The organism is Streptomyces sp. SID3343, assembly GCF_009865215.1.
Lineage (GTDB): Bacteria > Actinomycetota > Actinomycetes > Streptomycetales > Streptomycetaceae > Embleya.
Map to the genome: position 1 here is coordinate 1 of NZ_WWJX01000826.1, position 16,423 is coordinate 16,423.

General features: G+C 70.7%; 12 protein-coding genes. 3 read left to right on the top strand and 9 right to left on the bottom strand.

Going from position 1 to position 16,423, the window contains the following annotated elements:
* Positions 1-670 precede the first annotated feature (670 nt).
* The 4 genes from GT354_RS25890 to GT354_RS25905 all read right to left on the bottom strand — a co-directional run bounded on the left by GT354_RS25890 (position 671) and on the right by GT354_RS25905 (position 6,448).
* The gene (locus tag GT354_RS25890; protein ID WP_161358785.1) at positions 671-2,743 is read right to left on the bottom strand and encodes a GAF domain-containing SpoIIE family protein phosphatase; all 2,073 of its coding nucleotides are present in this window, start codon (positions 2,741-2,743) and stop codon (positions 671-673) included.
* Between the two features lie 177 nt (positions 2,744-2,920).
* Positions 2,921-3,859 carry a hypothetical protein gene (locus GT354_RS25895; RefSeq protein ID WP_161358786.1) on the bottom strand — a complete coding sequence of 313 codons (939 nt, stop codon included), beginning with the start codon at positions 3,857-3,859 and terminating at the stop codon, positions 2,921-2,923.
* A gap of 283 nt (positions 3,860-4,142) precedes the next feature.
* Complete coding sequence (locus tag GT354_RS25900) at positions 4,143-5,063, bottom strand: alpha/beta hydrolase (protein WP_161358787.1); 921 nt, start codon at positions 5,061-5,063, stop codon at positions 4,143-4,145.
* A gap of 182 nt (positions 5,064-5,245) precedes the next feature.
* Positions 5,246-6,448: an FAD-dependent monooxygenase gene (locus tag GT354_RS25905; RefSeq protein ID WP_161358788.1), complete on the bottom strand. Its 1,203-nt coding sequence runs from the start codon at positions 6,446-6,448 to the stop codon at positions 5,246-5,248.
* A gap of 165 nt (positions 6,449-6,613) precedes the next feature.
* On the opposite strand from GT354_RS25905, the gene GT354_RS25910 reads away from it, so the two are divergent.
* Positions 6,614-7,303 carry a TetR/AcrR family transcriptional regulator gene (locus GT354_RS25910; RefSeq protein ID WP_161358789.1) on the top strand — a complete coding sequence of 230 codons (690 nt, stop codon included), beginning with the start codon at positions 6,614-6,616 and terminating at the stop codon, positions 7,301-7,303.
* A gap of 91 nt (positions 7,304-7,394) precedes the next feature.
* On the top strand, positions 7,395-8,924 hold the full coding sequence (locus GT354_RS25915; protein ID WP_346012175.1) for an APC family permease: 1,530 nt from the start codon (positions 7,395-7,397) through the stop codon (positions 8,922-8,924).
* A 117-nt stretch (positions 8,925-9,041) separates the two neighbouring features.
* Here the strand turns inward: GT354_RS25915 and GT354_RS25920 are convergent, their stop codons facing one another.
* The 4 genes from GT354_RS25920 to GT354_RS25935 all read right to left on the bottom strand — a co-directional run bounded on the left by GT354_RS25920 (position 9,042) and on the right by GT354_RS25935 (position 13,910).
* A complete protein-coding gene (locus GT354_RS25920) occupies positions 9,042-9,641 on the bottom strand; it encodes a hypothetical protein (protein WP_161358790.1) in 600 nt (199 codons plus the stop codon).
* A 233-nt stretch (positions 9,642-9,874) separates the two neighbouring features.
* Positions 9,875-11,449, bottom strand: a complete 1,575-nt coding sequence (locus tag GT354_RS25925; protein WP_161358791.1) for an AMP-binding protein — start codon at positions 11,447-11,449, stop codon at positions 9,875-9,877.
* 127 nt (positions 11,450-11,576) lie between these two features.
* Entirely contained in the window at positions 11,577-12,836 is a 1,260-nt protein-coding gene (locus GT354_RS25930; protein WP_161358792.1) for an alpha/beta hydrolase-fold protein, read from the bottom strand.
* Positions 12,837-13,061: 225 nt separating this feature from the next.
* A complete protein-coding gene (locus GT354_RS25935; protein WP_202512293.1) occupies positions 13,062-13,910 on the bottom strand; it encodes a hypothetical protein in 849 nt (282 codons plus the stop codon).
* A gap of 356 nt (positions 13,911-14,266) precedes the next feature.
* Here GT354_RS25935 and GT354_RS25940 point away from each other — a divergent pair, with 356 nt between their 5' ends.
* On the top strand, positions 14,267-14,959 hold the full coding sequence (locus GT354_RS25940; RefSeq protein WP_161358793.1) for a nucleotidyltransferase domain-containing protein: 693 nt from the start codon (positions 14,267-14,269) through the stop codon (positions 14,957-14,959).
* A 351-nt stretch (positions 14,960-15,310) separates the two neighbouring features.
* Here the strand turns inward: GT354_RS25940 and GT354_RS25945 are convergent.
* Positions 15,311-16,423 (bottom strand): DUF6745 domain-containing protein (locus GT354_RS25945; RefSeq protein WP_237535457.1); only part of this gene is annotated, 1,113 nt, incomplete at its 5' end.

Below are 16,423 nucleotides of genomic sequence, written 5' to 3' on the forward strand. Positions count from 1 at the left end.
CTCGCGAAGCACCACTTTTCCTCCCCCGCTTCGCTCCTCCGGAAAAGCGGCACTCTGCTCGCGACTTCGGGTCCCTCCGCTTCGCTCCGTGCCCCGAAGTCTCACTGAAAGGCGCGGCTCCGCCGCTCTCCTCGCTGCGCTCGTCGAACACCGCACGCAAGCCGATCAGTGGGCGCTGACGCGCCAAGACCGCAACCGAGTCCCGCTCCCGAGGTAAGCCCCACCGTCCCCGCAGCCGCCCACCCACCCCGCGAGGGGCGACCAAGCCGCCCCCGCCCGGGTGCCACCGCAGCCCGATCCGTTCCCAAGCCGAGCCCCACCACCCACCCCGCAAGCCGCGACCACGTCACCCCCGCCGAGGTAACACCGCAGCCGGGTCTGGTTCCCGAGCCGAGCCCCACCACCCACCACCCCGCGAGGCGCGACCACGTCACCCCCGCCGAGGTAACACCGCAGCCGGGTCTGGTTCCCGAGCCGAGCCCCACCACCCACCCACCCACCCCGCGAGGCGCGACCACGTCGCCCCCGCCGATGTAAATCCGCAGCCGCGAACCGAACGCAACGGGTGGTGCGGGTGGGAACAAACCCCCCCGACCAAGACGAAGCCGCAGCGCCCCCGCCCCACCCCACCCCGACCCGCCCCCGCCACCGCAAAAGGCGCCCGCCACGCTCACCCACCGGACGCCTCCGGCGGCAACCGCAGGACGACTACCGCCGCATCATCACCGCTCCCCGTCGCGGCGGCCGCTGCCAAGACCGCGTCCGCGATCTGCTCGACGCCCTCGCGCCACCGCGCCGAGGCGCATGCCGCGGCCCGCTCCAAGCCCGCGTCGATCGAGACGTCGTGCGCTTCCACGACGCCGTCGGTGACCAGCACGATCGTCGAGCCGGGAGCGAGGGTCGTTCGGTACGACGGATACGTGGCGCCTTCCATGACCCCGAGCACCGGGCCGCCGGGCGTCTCCACGACACGGGGTGTGCCGTCCGGGTCGAGCACGATCATCGGGACGTGGCCCGCCCGGCCCACCGAACACACCCCGGTCGCCGGGTCGATCCACAGCAGGGAACAACTGGCGAAGGTGTCGCGGTGCAGGGCCGAGACGAGTTCGTTCGTCCGGGTGAGTACGTCCGCCGGGTCCGGGTGCTCGGACGCGAACGCCCGCTTGGTCGTGCGTACCTGGCCCATGAACGCCGCCGCGTCCACGTCGTGTCCCTGCGCGTCGCCGATCGCCACCAACGCGGTGCCGTCGTCGCGGGCGATCACGTCGTACCAGTCCCCGCCCACTGACAGCCCGTCACGCGCCGGCGCGTAGCGCACCGCGATCTCCAGGCCCGGTACGTGCGGCAGACGCGCGGGCAACATGGTGCGCTGCAGCGCCTCGGCCAGTTCGGCGCGGGCCTGCTGGAGGCGGATCCGCTCGATCGCCTGACCCGCGAGCTGGCCGAAGGTGCGCATCAGCGCGCGCTCGTCGGAGCCGGGGCGATGGTCGCGGTCGTAGACCACCGCGAGAGCGCCGATCGGCTGCCCTCCCGCCACCGCGAACGGGATCATCGCGTACGCCTGCGCGCCGGTCGCCTCGATCACCTCGTGCGCGTCGGGCCAATCCGCCTCGTGCTGGGCCCGTGACTCGACGAAGACCGGTTCGCCGGTGCGGATGGCCCACACCAGTGGCCGCCGGACGACGTCCAGCCCGATGCCCTCGGTCGTGCGCGCGAACTCCTCGGAGATCCCGGGACCGTACGGCACGTGCAGGCGACCGCGCTCGATCAGCGCGACCACGGCGCCCGTGCCGCCGAAGACCGACGCCGCCCGGGTGAGCATGACCGCGCTCAGTTCGTCCTCGGTGACCGCGCGGATCAGCGCGGCCGAGACCTCGGCGAGACGGCTGCTGCGTTCGCGCTCGGCGCGCAGTCGAAGGTCGGCCTCCGCGCGCCGGCGGATCGCCTCGGTCTGGTCGTGGTTGACGCCCACGATCACGTCGCGCCCGTCGATGCCCAGGCGCAGTCGGCGTACGTGCGATTCGAGCCAGTGCCACCCGCCGTCGTCGGCCCGGATCCGGAACACGACTCGGGCCTCGTCGACGTCGGATCGGGTGAGAGTGGCGATCAGCCCGTCGACCTCGTCGCGGTCGTCCGGGTGCACGTTGTCGAGCCACCCGGGGTCGGGCGAGCCGGGGTCGGGCATGACATGACGAATGAATCGGGCACGTCCGCCGTGCCAGCGCCACACTCCGGAGTCGAGGTCGTAGGTCCACAGGCCGAAGCCGCCGAGTTTGGCCGCGAGCCGAAAGTGGACGAGCTGGGCGTCGAGTTCGTTGTCGCCGAGGAGCTCGCGCAGCACGATCTCCCGGTCGTCCACCATGATCGCCTCGAACAGGCAGGCCACCCCGATGCCGTCGGACGCGGGCAGCTCGACCACCTTGGTGGCCGCCCGGCCGGGTCGATGGCCGGCCTCGGACACGAGCTCGGCCCACGTCTCGTGCGCCTCGTGACCGAGCCGGTCCCCGAACAGGTCGAGCAGCGGTCGGTCCAGGGCCTCCCCGAGCAGCCCCGTGGCGCGGGCGAAGCGCGGGTTCAGGTCCAGGACCCGACCGTCGGCACCGATGCGAGCGGTCGCAACGGTCGGGTCGAGGGCGATGCCCATCCCCATGCGCCGCGCGTGGTGCGTCGTGTGGTGCGGGTCGGACCCGTGCGCGTGGTGCGTCGTGTGAAGCGAGTCGGACCGCTGCGCGTGCTGCGTCATGTGGTGCGTGTCGGACCGGTTCGCCGTATCCCCAGTGCGCGCCTCGCCCCGTGTCAGGCGGTGCGCCCGGCCCGTCTTCCTCCCCCATCGACGTTAGCCCGATACGGGCCCGGGGGCGCGGGGGGCTTTGGACCCCGCGGCCGGGACCTTGGCCCCGGCTCCCGCCCCGGCGATTCCTCAGCGGGTCCGCCACTCCCGGCTGTGCCTGCGGATCTCGGCGGCGGAGAAGTTCTCGTGGTCCTCGCCCCACGCGGTGACACCGTCGAAGGTCCACTCGGTGAGCCCGTTGACCGTGAACAGGTTCGGGTTGAGGAAGAAGCCGAGCCGGTTGTGCATGCGCCCCTCCGCGTGCAGCTCGCGGCCGAGCTCGTCCACGCCGTCGAGCACGACGCGGGTGCCCCACCCGGTGGCGTCGTCGCGCTCGACCACCTCGCGCCGGCCCTTGGCGAGCTTGGCCCACACGCCGTCGCGCACCAGATAGCCGTGGATGGACACGCACCCGGAGCCGAAGTCCATCGTGATGCTGTGGAACGCGTCGCGCTCGGACGCGGTCGCGTAGCTGTACCCGCCGCGCCTGGCGGGCGACGCCATCAGCCCCTGCCCGAACTGCGAACGCGGCCCCCACGAGCGGTCGCGGAAGCCGTACGCGTCGACCGGGATCACCTCGCCGCGCAGCACGACCGTGCCGGTGTAGCGACCGGGCTGATCGACGTGTTTCTCGCCGAGGTAGTGCGGCGGGAGCACGCCGGTGAAGGTCAGGTCGACGTGGATCTCGTCGCCGCCGTCGGGGTCGTCGTAACCGATCTCGTACACGCACTGCGGTTCGACGCAGCGATAGCGGATGCCGTTCGGCAGCCGGATGTCGGTCAGGTCCTGGTCCGGGATGGGCAGGTGCCAGAAGTTCTTGGCGTACAGCGCGTCGTGCGGGTGCTGTCCGCTGTCGTCCCAGAAGTACGCGCCGCCGGCCGCGACCCCCTGATTCGCCCGAAAGAACGGATACAGCTGCCCGGACAGCCGCCGCTCGGGAACGGTGAAGGTGAACCAGGAGGTCTCGGACCAGTACGGGTCGTCGCTGGTCGGCGGGTGGAACATGTCGTCGGGGTGATGAGTGGTCATGGGCAACGGGTACTACGGGTACTTGCCCAAGTCAATCACTTGTCCGGCATGACCTCCACGGCGAGCGGTCCGTCGCCGGGGACCCGCTCGATCAGCGAGGTCGTTGCGCCGACATTTCGTTCGAGTTTCCGGGACGCTGCGCGACGATGTCCGGGTTCGGGCCGACGACCCGGACTCGTTGTGCGGCAGCGGAACACCGCTCACCGGCGGCGCGCGGGGACGCTTCGTCGCTGGGTGAACCCGTCTGCCGCAGGCGGACAAAGCCCGGTGGCGGACAAGCCGGCTAGGGGTGCAGCGCCTTGCGCAGGGACGCGAAGGAGCCGGTGGCGCAGTCCTCGCAGCGGGGGATCAGGTCGAGGAAGCTCATGAAGCCGTGCACCATGTCGTCGAAGCGTTCGAACTCGACCGGGTTGCCGGCGGCGCGCAAACGATCGGCGTACTGCGTGCCTTCGTCGCGCAGCGGGTCGTAGCCGGCCACCACGACGTGGGCGGGGGCCAGCCCGGTCAGATCCTCGGTCGTGCCGATCGAGGCGTACGGGCCGAGTTCGTCGGCGGGGCGGCCGCCGAAGTAGTGGCCCATGAACCACGCGATCGAACTCGCGGTCAGCAGTGGGGCCTCGGCGTTCTCGGCCTGCGATGTCGTGCCCTCGACCCCCGTCGCCGGGTACCAGAGCATCTGGAACTCCGGCTGGGGGAAGCCTTCCTCACGGGCCATCAGACACGCCGTGGCGGAGAGCGTCGCGCCGGCGCTGTCGCCCGCGAGGGCCACCCGGGTCGGGTCGCCGCCGAAGTCGGCGGCGTGCTCGCGGACCCAGCGGTAGGCCGCGAACGCGTCCTGGACGGCGGCCGGATACGGGAACTCCGGGGCGAGCCGGTAGTCCACCGCGATCACCAGACACTCGACGTGCCTGGCGATCCGCCGGGCGAGCGCGTCGTGACTGGCGAGACCGCCGATCACGAAGCCGCCTCCGTGGAAGAACACCGTCACCGGCAGGTTCGGTGCGTCCGAGGGCCAGTACACGCGCACCGGCAACTCCCCTCCCGGGCCCGGGATCGTGTGGTCCTCGACCCGAGGCAGCTCGGTCAGCACCGGCAACAGGCCGATGCCGGCGTCTATGATCGCGCGCGCCTCGGCCGCCTCCCCGGTGAACATGTCCTCGGGCATCACGCTCAACAGCTCCACGAGCTGCGGATCGATCGGCACCGTTCCCCCTTCGTCGGGACCGGCCGGTGACTCCGTACCGGCCGGTGACTCCGTACCGGCCGGTGACTCCATACCGGCCGGTGACTCCATACCGGTCGGTACGGAATGTACGGCGCTCGCCGTGCGGACGGAAGGCACACGGGGGCGCCTCGCGGCCGAATCCGCCCACGCCTGCGGCGAGTTCAGCTAGAGCCGGGAAACGCCGACACCGGCGGCCGCCACGCCAGCACGTCGTCCAACGGCCGCAGCGCCGCATCGGGCGCGAACCGGCCCGCGGCCCGCAACAACGCATCGCGAACGGCGACCGCCACCGGGGACTCCCACTGCGCCATCGCGCCCATCCGCCGTGACGCGCGCACGATCGCGGTGGTCCGGGCCAGCCGCCGCTCGGTGTAGCCCGGCAGCGCGTCGACCACCGTGTCCGCGGTGGCCGCCGACAAGACGTCGGCCACCTCCACCGCGTCCTCCAGCGCCTGGTTGCCGCCCTGGCCCAGGTTCGGCGTCATCGCGTGCGCGGCGTCGCCCAGGAGCACGGTCCGGCCCACGTGGTGGGCAGGCAGCGGCTCGGCCATCGCGTGCACGTCCAGGTGCAGGATCCGCTCGGCCGCCGCCGACTCGATCAATTGCCGGATCGGCGCGTGCCAGTCACCGAACAGCCGCAGCAACTCGGCCCGTTCGTCGCCGTGCGTGGTGCCGGCGGGGCGATTCGCGCTCGCGTACCAGTACACCCGGCCGTCGGCGAGCGGCATCGCGCCGAACACCCTGCCCCGGCCCCACGTCTCACCCGGGGTGAACTCCCGGCCGGGGACGATCGCACGCCACGTGGTGAACCCCGCGTAGCTCGGCCCGGGATGCCGCGGGAACAGCGTGCGCCGGACCACCGAGCGAATGCCGTCGGCGGCCACCACGACGTCGGCGCTCAGCGTGCCGGCCGACGTGGTCACCGAGGCGCGGCGATCCGCGTCGCCGGGGTCCACGTCCAGGACGGCGGCATCCGTGCGCAGTGTGCCCTCGGGCAGCGCGGCGATCAGGACCCGCATCAGCTCGGCGCGCTCCGCGAGGATCATCGGCTCGCCGAAGCGCTCGACGAACGCCGCGCCGCTCGTGGGCGCGAGCAGCCGCCCGTCCGGCCGACGCAGCGCGGCCGACCCGTTGATCGCGGCCAGGCTACGGACCGCCGCGCTCACGCCGATGGTGTCGAGGGCGCGCAGACCGTTCGGGGCGATCGCGATGCCCGCGCCGATCGGTTCGATCACCGGCGCGCGTTCGAGCACGACCACCGCCCAGCCGCGTCGGTGCAGCGCGGTAGCGGCGGCGAGTCCGCCGACCCCGGCGCCGACCACGATCGCGTCGGGGCGGGTGGTGCCGGTGCGGGCTTCGGACATGTCATCCCCCGGGGTTCGGAATTCCGCCGCCCACTACAGGTGTAGAGGGCACGCCATCGACTCTACACCTGTAGTGGTACTGCCCTCTACGGCCGTAGAGGATCGGCTCTCCGCGCCCGCAGTGCGAATCTCTACACCTGTAGTGAACTCACTAGGCTGGCTCGCGTGACCACCTCCAAGCGCGCCGACAGCCCCGATCGTCCCGACCGCCTGGTCCTGATCGGCGACACCGCGATCCGCCTGCTCGTCGAGCGCGGCATGCGCGGCCTGACCCATCGCGCCGTCGACGAGAGCGCGGGCATCCCGCCCGGCTCCACCTCCTACTACGCGCGCACGCGGGCGGCGCTGCTCGAACTGGCGCTCGCGCGAATGACCTTCCTGGAAGCGGGCGCATTCGCCCCCGTGCTGAACGCGGAACAACTCGCGGCGGCGCTGCCCGGTGACGTGCGCGGCATCGCCGACCTGGTCGCGCAGATCGTCGGCGACGCGATCGCCGACGGGCGCGACCAAAAGATCGCCCGCTACGAACTCGCCCTGGAGGCGACCCGCCGCCCCGAGCTGCGCTCTGTCTACGACAGCGCCGGCGCGGCCTTTCGCGGCGCGGCCGTCGCGATGATGGCCGCGCTCGGCTCGCGCGCTCCCGAACGCCACGGTCGGACCCTGGTCGCGTGGTGCGAGGGCGTCATGTTCGACGCGATCGTCGGCGCGGGCTGGGCCTCGCCCCCCTCCGTCGAGGACGTCCGAACCGACGTCACCGAGATGCTGAGGGGGATGCTTTCCACGCCTGATCCGTCCGACGGCTGCGCCGACCCCGCACCGCAGCGTGACGAACCAGACTCGCCGGTTCATTCGTGACCCCGTTGGTCAAAAGTCGTTTCATCCTGACTTAGTCTGTTCGCTTGTGAGTAACGAGCACGTGCGCCAAAGGGCCGATAAGCACCACCTTGTGGGTGAATCCCACTACCTGCCCGAGGCCGACCTCAAGGACAAGGGCCTGAGCCGAAATTCCATCGGCCTGCTGGGGAGCGTGGTCGTCGCCATCTCCACGGTGGCGCCGGTGTACACCCTGACCGGTGCGCTCGGCCCGACGGTTCACGAGGTCGGCGTGCACATGCCGGCGATCTTCCTGGTCGGGTTCGTCCCGATGCTGCTCGTCGCCTTCGCGTATCGCGAACTCAGCAAGGCGGTCCCCGACGCGGGCACTTCGTTCACCTGGACGGTCAAGGCGTTCGGCCCGCGCATCGGCTGGATGTGCGGCTGGGGCCTGGTGATGGCCACCATCATCGTGTTGTCCAACCTCGCCGGCATCGGTACGTCGTTTCTCTACCTCGCCCTCGGTGAGGCGTTCGACAGCGACTGGCTCAGGGACCTCGACGACAACAAGCTCGTGCACGTCACCACGGTGCTCGTGTTCATCGCGATCGCCACCGCGATCAGCTACCGCGGTATGCAGGTGACCAAGCGCGTGCAGTACGTGCTGGTCGCGCTCCAACTCGTGGTGCTCGCACTGTTCATCGTGCTGGCGATCGGCAAGGCCGCAGCCGGCGACGTGCCGACGTCGATCTCGTTCTCGTTCGAGTGGCTCAACCCCTTCGGCATCGAGAGCTTCGGCGCGCTGACCGCGGGCCTGTCGCTGTCGATCTTCATGTACTGGGGCTGGGACACGGCGCTGAGCATCAACGAGGAGACGGCCGGCGGCCCCAAGGTGCCCGGGCGGGCCGCGATCATCTCGGTGCTGTTCATCGTCGTGGCGTATCTGATGACCGGCATCGCCGCGCTCGTGTACGCCGGGACCGGCACCACCGGAATCGGCCTGAACAACGACGAAAACGACAACTTCTTCGCGACGCTCGCCGACCCGGTACTGGGTTCGCACCTGGGCATCCTGATGTTCGTCGCGGTCCTGGCCAGCTCGGTCGCGAGCCTGCAGACCACGTTCATCCCCGTCGCGCGCACGCTGCTCGCGATGAGCGCGTACGAGGCCGTGCCCAAGGTGTTCTCGCGCGTGCACCCGCGGTTCAAGACACCGGGCTTCGCGACCGTCACGGCGGGCGTCGCGACCAGCGCGTTCTACACGATCATGACGATCCTGTCCGAGGACGTGCTCACCGACACCATCTACGCACTCGGCCTGATGATCTGCTTCTACTACGCGCTGACCGCGTTCTCGTGCGTGTGGTACTTCCGCAAGGACCTCTCGCGCAGCGCGCGCGAACTACTGGTCAAGGGCGTCATGCCGCTGCTCGGCGGGCTCATGCTGGGCGCGATCTTCCTGAAGACCTTGGTGGACGTGGCCGACCCGGACTACGGCGACGGGAACCAGATCGGCGGCGTGGGCAGCGTGTTCGTGATCGGGGTGGGGATCCTCGTGCTCGGCGCGGTGCTGATGGAGGTCATGCGCATCAAGAGCCCCGCCTTCTTCCGCGGCGACGTGCTCAAGCGGGACACACCGGTACTGGTGCCGGAAGAGGACTAGTGCCGTGTTGGTGGGGACGTGCGCCGACCGAGCCCAGCGGGCTCGGTCGGCGCTCGGTGTGTCGGGCCGCCGCGTGAGGGGCCCGACACGGAGAGGAACGATTCGGCGGTAGGGGACTTACCGGTTCTGAATCGCGTCCATCGCGACGGCGACGCAGATCGCCAGGCGGCGGTCCATGGTCGGGTCGGGCAGGGAGACCAGATACTGGTCGCGCAGCTTCATCTGACGCTCGACGCTCAGGACCGGCTGACCGCCCTCGGCGACGAAGTCGAAGTGGTACGTGGGAGCCGGCAGCCACGCGCCGACCACCGGTATGAAGCCCCACACCCGACGCAGGATCGCGCCGAACAGGCTGCGCTCCTGGCCCACCGCCTTCGCCGCGTCCGGGCGCTCCAGGTTCCAGGTCGAACGCAGCAGGGACTTCTTGAAGTCCTTCGCGAACATGCCGAGGTTCGTGCCCTCGACGCCGGTGACGTCGTGCTGCGCCTTGATGTCGAGCATCTGGCGAGCCTTGAAGCGGGCGAGCTCGGTGGTCTTGGTGTCATCCGTGTAGAGGATGACCTCTTCCTTGAGCTTGCCGCGCTTTTGCTGGGCGAACGCGATGACCGGTCCGTGCTTTCCGTCCTGGCCGACCAGGTGCACGACGTACTGGTTCACGAGCGGACGGAAGTTCTGACGGATGATGAGTTGAGTTTCGTTCTGGAACGGCATGGTCATGGCGTGCGAGATCCCCCAGGGATGTTGTGGTGAGGCGCACAACCTACCGGTGTTGTCACCAGTCGTCAGCACCGATCGGCCTGGGAACCCAGCGATGCGCATTCGTGTCCGAGCGCGTGCCCGGCCGCGTGTTCAACGCGCCCGCGCCCGCGCTCGCCGACCGTGATCGGCGGGTGACGCGACGGTGCTTCGGTACCCGCACACGCCGGCTCACCCGCCGGTCGAGCGTCCCCTCACGCCGAACCGGGCACCGAACCGGATGCCGCCCTGCGGTACTCGTCGAGCAGCACCCGCTTGTACAGCTTCCCGGTCGGATGCCGCGGCAGCGAGTCGCGGAAGTCCACCGAGCGCGGGCACTTGTAGTGGGCCAGGTGTGCGCGGCAGTGCTCGATCAGCGCGTCGGCCAACTCCGGGCCCGCCGGCACCCCTTCGGCCGGCTGCACGACGGCCTTGACCTGTTCGCCCATGTCGTCGTCGGGAACGCCGATCACCGCGACGTCCGCGATCGCCGGGTGCAGCGCAAGCAGGTTCTCCACCTCCTGCGGGTACACGTTCACGCCACCGCTGATGATCAGGTGCGATTGACGATCCGTCAGGTACAGGAAGCCGTCGGCGTCCAGGTGCCCGATGTCGCCGAGCGTGGTCCAGCCCCGACCTTTGGGGTCGCGTCCGGAAGCGGTCTTCTCGGGATCACCGTGATACGAGAACTGCGGGCCGTCCGCGAAGTAGACGACACCGTCCTCCCCGACCGGCAGTTCGCCGCCCCCGCCGTCGCAGATGTGCACCGTACCCAGGATCGCCCGTCCCACCGTGCCCCGGTGCGCGAGCCATTCCTCGGGCGTGCAGTCGACGTAACCGTTGCCCTCGGTGCCGGCGTAGTACTCGTGCAGCACCGGCCCCCACCACGCCAGCATCCGCTCCTTGACCTCGGGCGGACACGGCGCGGCGGCGTGTACCGCGTAGCGCAGCGACGACACGTCGTGGCGGTCCCGAACCTCCGCCGGCAGCTTGAGCATGCGCACGAACATCGTCGGCACCCACTGGCTGTGCGTGGCCCGATACTTCTCGATCGCCGCGAGCGCGGCCTCGGGATCGAAGTGCTCCAGGACCACGACCGTGTGGCCGCCGCGCACGAACTGCATGCAGTAGCGCAGCGGGGCCGCGTGATACAGCGGCGCCGGGCACAGGTAGACGTCGCCGCCCGTGCCGGAGGTGTTCATGCCGTAGAGCGTGCCCAGGATGTGAAAGAGGGTCAGCGCCGGTCCGGTGCCGAGCGGATGGTCCTCGCGGCTGGGCATGACGCCTTTGGGACGACCCGTCGTGCCCGACGAGTAGAGCATGTCGGCGCCCTCGATCTCGGTCGCGAGCGGCGTGGTCGGGCAGCGCCGCACGGCTTCCTCGTACGGCTCGAACCCCGGGGCGGCCCCGTCCAGCATCAGCCATCGCTCGACCTTGGGCGCGCGTTCGCGGATCGCGCCCGCGAGTTCGGCGAGCGCGGCGGAGGACACGAACACCCGGGCCTCGCAGTTGTCCACCACATAGGCGAGTTCGTCCGGTTGCAATCGACAGCTCACGGGGGTGTAGATCAACCCCGAGCGTTGGGCCGCCCACGTGATCGCGAGGTACATCGGATGGTTCTCCAACGCGATCGCGATGTGGTCGCCGGGGCGCAGGCCGGCGTCGTGGAGCAGGTGTGCGAGCCGGTTGGACTCGGCGTCGAGCTCGGCGTAGGTGACGACGCGGCCCGAGCCGGCCATGATCACGGCGGGACGGTCGGGATGGGTCCGTGCGGTGACGCCCGGGTGCATGAGGTCCCCTCTCGTGGGGCTCCTGGCTTCCGTTCGGACGGTTCCGGCGAAGTCTCGCATCGGGTCGGCGCGATCTGAAGGGGGTTCGCGGCGCGGGGCTCGGCGCGCGAGGTGGGACGGGCGAGGGTCAGCGGCGAGCCGGCAGGGGGTTGTGGGCGGAACCCGTGGGTGGGGTGGCTATGGCGTGGGACAGCCATTCGAAGGCGGTCGGGAGGCCCCTTGCCCACGTGCCGAAGTTGTGGCCGCCGCTGGATTCGACGCGGATGGTCGCGCTGTCCGTCGGGCGGAACTTGGCGGCGAACTCGCGGAGTTCGCGGACGGACTTGCCCTCGCCCTTCGCCGCGAAGAGGTACATCCGCAGCGCCGCCGTGCGCGGCGCGTCGATCGTGTGCAGCGGGCTGTTCGCCCGGCGCAGCGCGTCGTCACCCTTGTACAGGTCGCCCGTGGTGATGTCCGTGATGGCCTTGAAATAGCCGGACAGACTCGCCGCCGCACCGTAGCGCTCGGGATGGCGCAAAGTCAGGTTCGCCGCGCAGAAGCCGCCCGTCGAGTAGCCCATCACGCCCCAGTTCGCCGGCGCGGGCGCGGTGCGGAAGTTGGCCGCTATCACGTCCGGCACGTCCAACGCGAGGAATGTCTCCGCCCGCGCGCCGCCCGGCGCGTCCACGCACTCGCTGTCGCGACCCTCGACCGGGTTCTGCGCCGCGATCACCACGATCGTCGGCGGCATCCTGCCCTCTTCCATCAGCCCGGCCAGCATCTGATGGACCTTCATCCGGCGCAGCCACGTGTCGGGGGTGCCCGGGAATCCGGACGTCAATTGGATCACCGGGAAGCGCGCCCTGCTGTCGGGGGCGAAGTAGGCGGCCGGCAGGTAGACGTACGTGTCGAGCTTGTAGCCCGTGCGCGCGCCGCGGATGCTCGTGTTGACGAGCACGCCGTGCTTGGGATCGGCGCGGTGATGCGGCTTGCGTCGGGGCGGGGGTCGGTCGGTGAGCGGGGGCCGCTCGACCATGTTCGGCAGGCCCCTGCCGCCGTCGTCGGAGAAGGGCACATCGGGTCGCGGATCGAGGTTCTTGACCTTGACGGAGGCGATGGGAAGGTCGGGCACCGGCGGTCCGTCGGCGATCTTGAGCAGGTCCGACACCGACGAGTAGAAGTACATCTGCGCGTTGACCGCGGCCAGGATCGTGAAGGTCACCATGAGTTGGGTGAAGAGCAGCGTGCAGACGCGGCGCGTGCGCTGGAGCTTGGGGCGGTTCCAGAACCAGACGGTGACGAAGGCGGCACCGGCGGTCGCCACGGCCATGCCTATGACGAACCAGACGTTCGTGATGTCGACGTCCCACGCGGGACGCCCCGCCAGCATCTGCTTCAACGCTCCCACTGCTTTCCTGACCGAGCCCGACCCGATGGCGCCGGCCCCCGGACGGTCCACCGGCCGAGGTCGGTGGCACGACCGCACTCGGGAGCGGAGCAGCCTGCCCACCCAGTTTCTCCCCGGCCGCGGGCTGCCACGTCGCCCGAGGGTCCCGAACCCGCTCATTCACAAGTCGCACACGAGCAGGGCGCCTCCTACGAACGCCCGCGAGTGACCGGTGCCGCGGTCGGCTCACGCGTGGTGGTGCTCGTGGGGGTTCTGTCGGTGATCTCCCGGGCGATCTCCCGGGCCGTGTTCTTCGTGCCCGGCGGGCTCGCCGGGTGTCGCGGACTTGCCCGCCTTCACGGTGAACTCGGCGGTACGCACGACCCCGCCGTGCCGGAAGTCGAGGAAGAAGCGGTAGCTCCCGACACTGGGCAGCTCGGTGTGGAAGGCGATGTCCGGCCCGGCGGGTGTGACGCCGTCGCCGGGGGCGCCACCGGGGTGCACGTGAAGGTAGGCGAGGTCGCCGTCGCGCAGCACCACGAGGTGGCCGAACGCCGCGAGGTAGGGCTCCAGGTCGGTGACGGGCCGGCCGTCGCGCGCCACGGACAGGGTGATGTGCGCGCCGTGACCGGCGGCGGGCTCACCGTGCAGGGTCACCGTGTAACCGTCCACCTCCGCGGTCGCGGCCGGCTCGGGCAGCGGGACGGGGCGGAAGTCGCCGGCGGCGTGTACGTCGATCCCGAGGGTGAGCGGCGTACCGGTCGCGGCGGGCGCGAAGTCGGCGAACACGCGGTACGTACCCGCCTGATCGAGCGTCAACGGCTGCCGCCACACGCCGTCCGCTCCGAGGGTCGGGTGCACGTGCCGGAACCCGCTCAGGTCGCGGCGGACGACGATCAGGTGAAGCTCCTTGTCGTGCTGTGGGGCGTACTCGCGCACCGGCGCGCCGTCGGGGCCGTCGATCCGAAAGGCCAGGGTGCCGGCGGGGGCGGGGACGGTGACGGTGACGAGCGTGTAGCCGTCACGCGAGGTCTGGAGGCCCTCGGGGACGGACGCGGCGGACGCGGTGGAGGTGTGGTGGGTGTGGACGGACATGGCGGGCTCCTTGGTGACGTCTGTGCCGGGTGCCGGGTATTGACGTGGCCGGGTGGCCACGCAAGGAAACTTATACCCCCATGGGGTATCAGGCAAACGCCTCCGAAGGCGCGGTGGCGCAGACGAAAGGCCGATGACGGAGCAGGGGTGGCGAGCATCCGGTACCCCCGCACGGCGCCCGCAGCCACCCCTCCGACGCGGGCCGGCAGACTCGGCCGACATCAATCGGTGGAGCAGGAGCACGAGCAGGAGCAGGAGCGGGACGCCGGTCGCGAAGGGAGAAAATCGAATACCCCGTCGAGCCCGAGTACCGGATACTCGGCCGAGTCGCTGTGGCAGACGAGGGGTTGGGCGCGATGCGTACGTTGTTGCTGGGAGTCGTCGGGTCCACCGCCTACGGGCTGGCGACCGCCGAGTCGGACGAGGACCTGCTCGGGGTCTACCTCGCGGAGTCCCGAGACGTGCTCGGGTTGGACGGCGCCTCGGTGGTGAGCGGATCCGAGGTCACCACGAAACCCGACCGGACGATGCACGAGCTGGGCAAGTACTGCGTCCTCGCGCTCAAGTGCAATCCGACGGTCACCGAACTGCTGTGGCTGCCGGAATATCGCGTCGAGACGGAAGCCGGGCGGCGCTTGCGGGCGATGCGCGGTTCGTTCCTGTCGACCGAGTACGTACGGAGCGCCTACGGTGGCTACGCCCTACAGCAGGCGAAGCGGCTGCTGGGACGCCACGAGTCGGGCAAGCAAGGGTTTTCGGCCGACACCGCCAAGCGCACGGCGAAACACGGGCGCCACTGCCTGCGCCTGCTGCTCCAGGCCCAGCAACTGCTGCGCACCGGTGAGCTGGTGCTGGACGTGCGCGACCGACGCGAAGAGCTGTTCGCCGCAGGGGAGTTGGCGGCGACCGACCCGGCCGCCTTCGCGGCGCTGTTCGAACGCGAGAAGAGTGCCCTCGACGTGATCGAGTCGGTACTGCCCGAGCGCGCGGACCGGGGCGCGGTGAACGACCTGGTGGTGGAGCTGAGAATGGCGGTGCTCGCGGGGTGAGGCGAGGGGCACCCCGAGCGGCACGGGTGCCCGTGCGGAGCGGTGCCCGAGCGGTGCCCGAGCCGAGTGCAACCGTGCGACGAGCCGCCCACACCAGCGCGAACCACCCATGTATTCCCGGTCTTTCGCGCGACCGACTCGGTACCGTCCGCACGTGTTCCCACTTGCCGACCCACCGTTGTTCGCCCGTCTCCGGGATTCCGAGTCCGTTCTGATCGCCGGGGTACTGCGGCTCGAATCGGTCGAGGTCTGCCGCCGGGTCGGCAGCGACGGCTCCAGGAAAGGCCGTTCGGTGCGGGGGGCCGCCGGCGAGGCCCGGAGGCAGCGAGGTGGTGACGGGGTGACGTGCTGTCAGGTCTCTTCGAGCGGGCGGTAGTCCTGCGTCCTGACTCCGAAGGTCCACGCGACGCCCTCGCGCGCGCTGGTGACGTGCGGCGGGACGCGCAGCCAGTACGTACGGGTCGTGCCGTCCGGCTCCGGGGTCGAGTTGAGTACCTCGACCATCACGATCGGTTCGTCGTCGGGGAGTTCGATCTCCCACAGTACGCCGGTCTCGTCCCGGTCCAGCGGCTGTGCGCCGACGTCGCGCAGGTAGCGGTCGTAGCCGTAGATCTCCAGCATGACCCGGCGGAGTTCGGCGTTCTCCTCGTCGTTGATGCGGCGGACGTTCAGCCGGCTGCCGCCCGGGCCGAGGCCGCCCACGAAGTCCGCCGGCACCGGCATCCCGCGCCACGCGTGCAGCGCGAAGCCGTCGGCGTAGGTCAGGGCGGGGCCGTCGCCGTTGTGCAGGCGGGAGTGGTCGTCGCGGTACAGCTCGGTCGGCCGCTCACTGATCAGGGCGACCCGTTCGTACGGCCACCACCACCCGATGTGGCGGGCCACTTCGCCGAGTTCGGCCAAGCCGGGGAACTCGAACTCCGGGAAGCACTCCCGCAGTCCGTCGAACACCGCGAGCCACGCCGCGTCGTGCTGGCCGCCGAGCGCGTCCTGCGTCACGGCCCGGACCTTGTCGCCCAACTGCCAGTGGCCGGCTCCGCCGGCGGGCGTACGCACCGTGTCGTCCCACGACCCGACACCGGCCCGTACCGCGTCGCGGATCCGCTCGGTCACCTCGCGGGTCGGGTCCCACAGCCGTGCGGCCCCTTCGTCCCACGCCTGCGCCCATCCGGCCGCACCGAGCCGTGCGGTCGCCTCGGCTTTGGCGCCGTCCCAGAGCGTGGTGTGCAACCGGGCGTGCAGCGAACGCCCGGGTCGCCCCGGCACCTTGACCGAGAGGCGGGTGCGGGCGAGATCCGCAGGCCGCGCCGCCCCGGACGCCACGGTCGCGGCGACGGCCGCCGCGAGCGGCGACTGGTACCAGACCACCCGCTCGGGCTCGGCGAGGCCGGCAGCCCGATACGCGGCCCGAATCGCCACTTCGGCCGCCTCCCGATCGGCGGGCCCGGTAGCCGTGGCCAGGGCGGC

Bases quoted from the DNA above. Each gene is read 5' to 3' on its own strand.
- GT354_RS25890 (WP_161358785.1), bottom strand. From the start codon at position 2,743: ATGACGCAGCACGCGCAGCGGTCCGACTCGCTTCACACGACGCACCAC.
- GT354_RS25895 (WP_161358786.1), bottom strand. From the start codon at position 3,859: ATGACCACTCATCACCCCGACGACATGTTCCACCCGCCGACCAGCGAC.
- GT354_RS25905 (WP_161358788.1), bottom strand. From the start codon at position 6,448: ATGTCCGAAGCCCGCACCGGCACCACCCGCCCCGACGCGATCGTGGTC.
- GT354_RS25920 (WP_161358790.1), bottom strand. From the start codon at position 9,641: ATGACCATGCCGTTCCAGAACGAAACTCAACTCATCATCCGTCAGAAC.
- GT354_RS25925 (WP_161358791.1), bottom strand. From the start codon at position 11,449: ATGCACCCGGGCGTCACCGCACGGACCCATCCCGACCGTCCCGCCGTG.
- GT354_RS25935 (WP_202512293.1), bottom strand. From the start codon at position 13,910: ATGTCCGTCCACACCCACCACACCTCCACCGCGTCCGCCGCGTCCGTC.
- GT354_RS25940 (WP_161358793.1), top strand. From the start codon at position 14,267: ATGCGTACGTTGTTGCTGGGAGTCGTCGGGTCCACCGCCTACGGGCTG.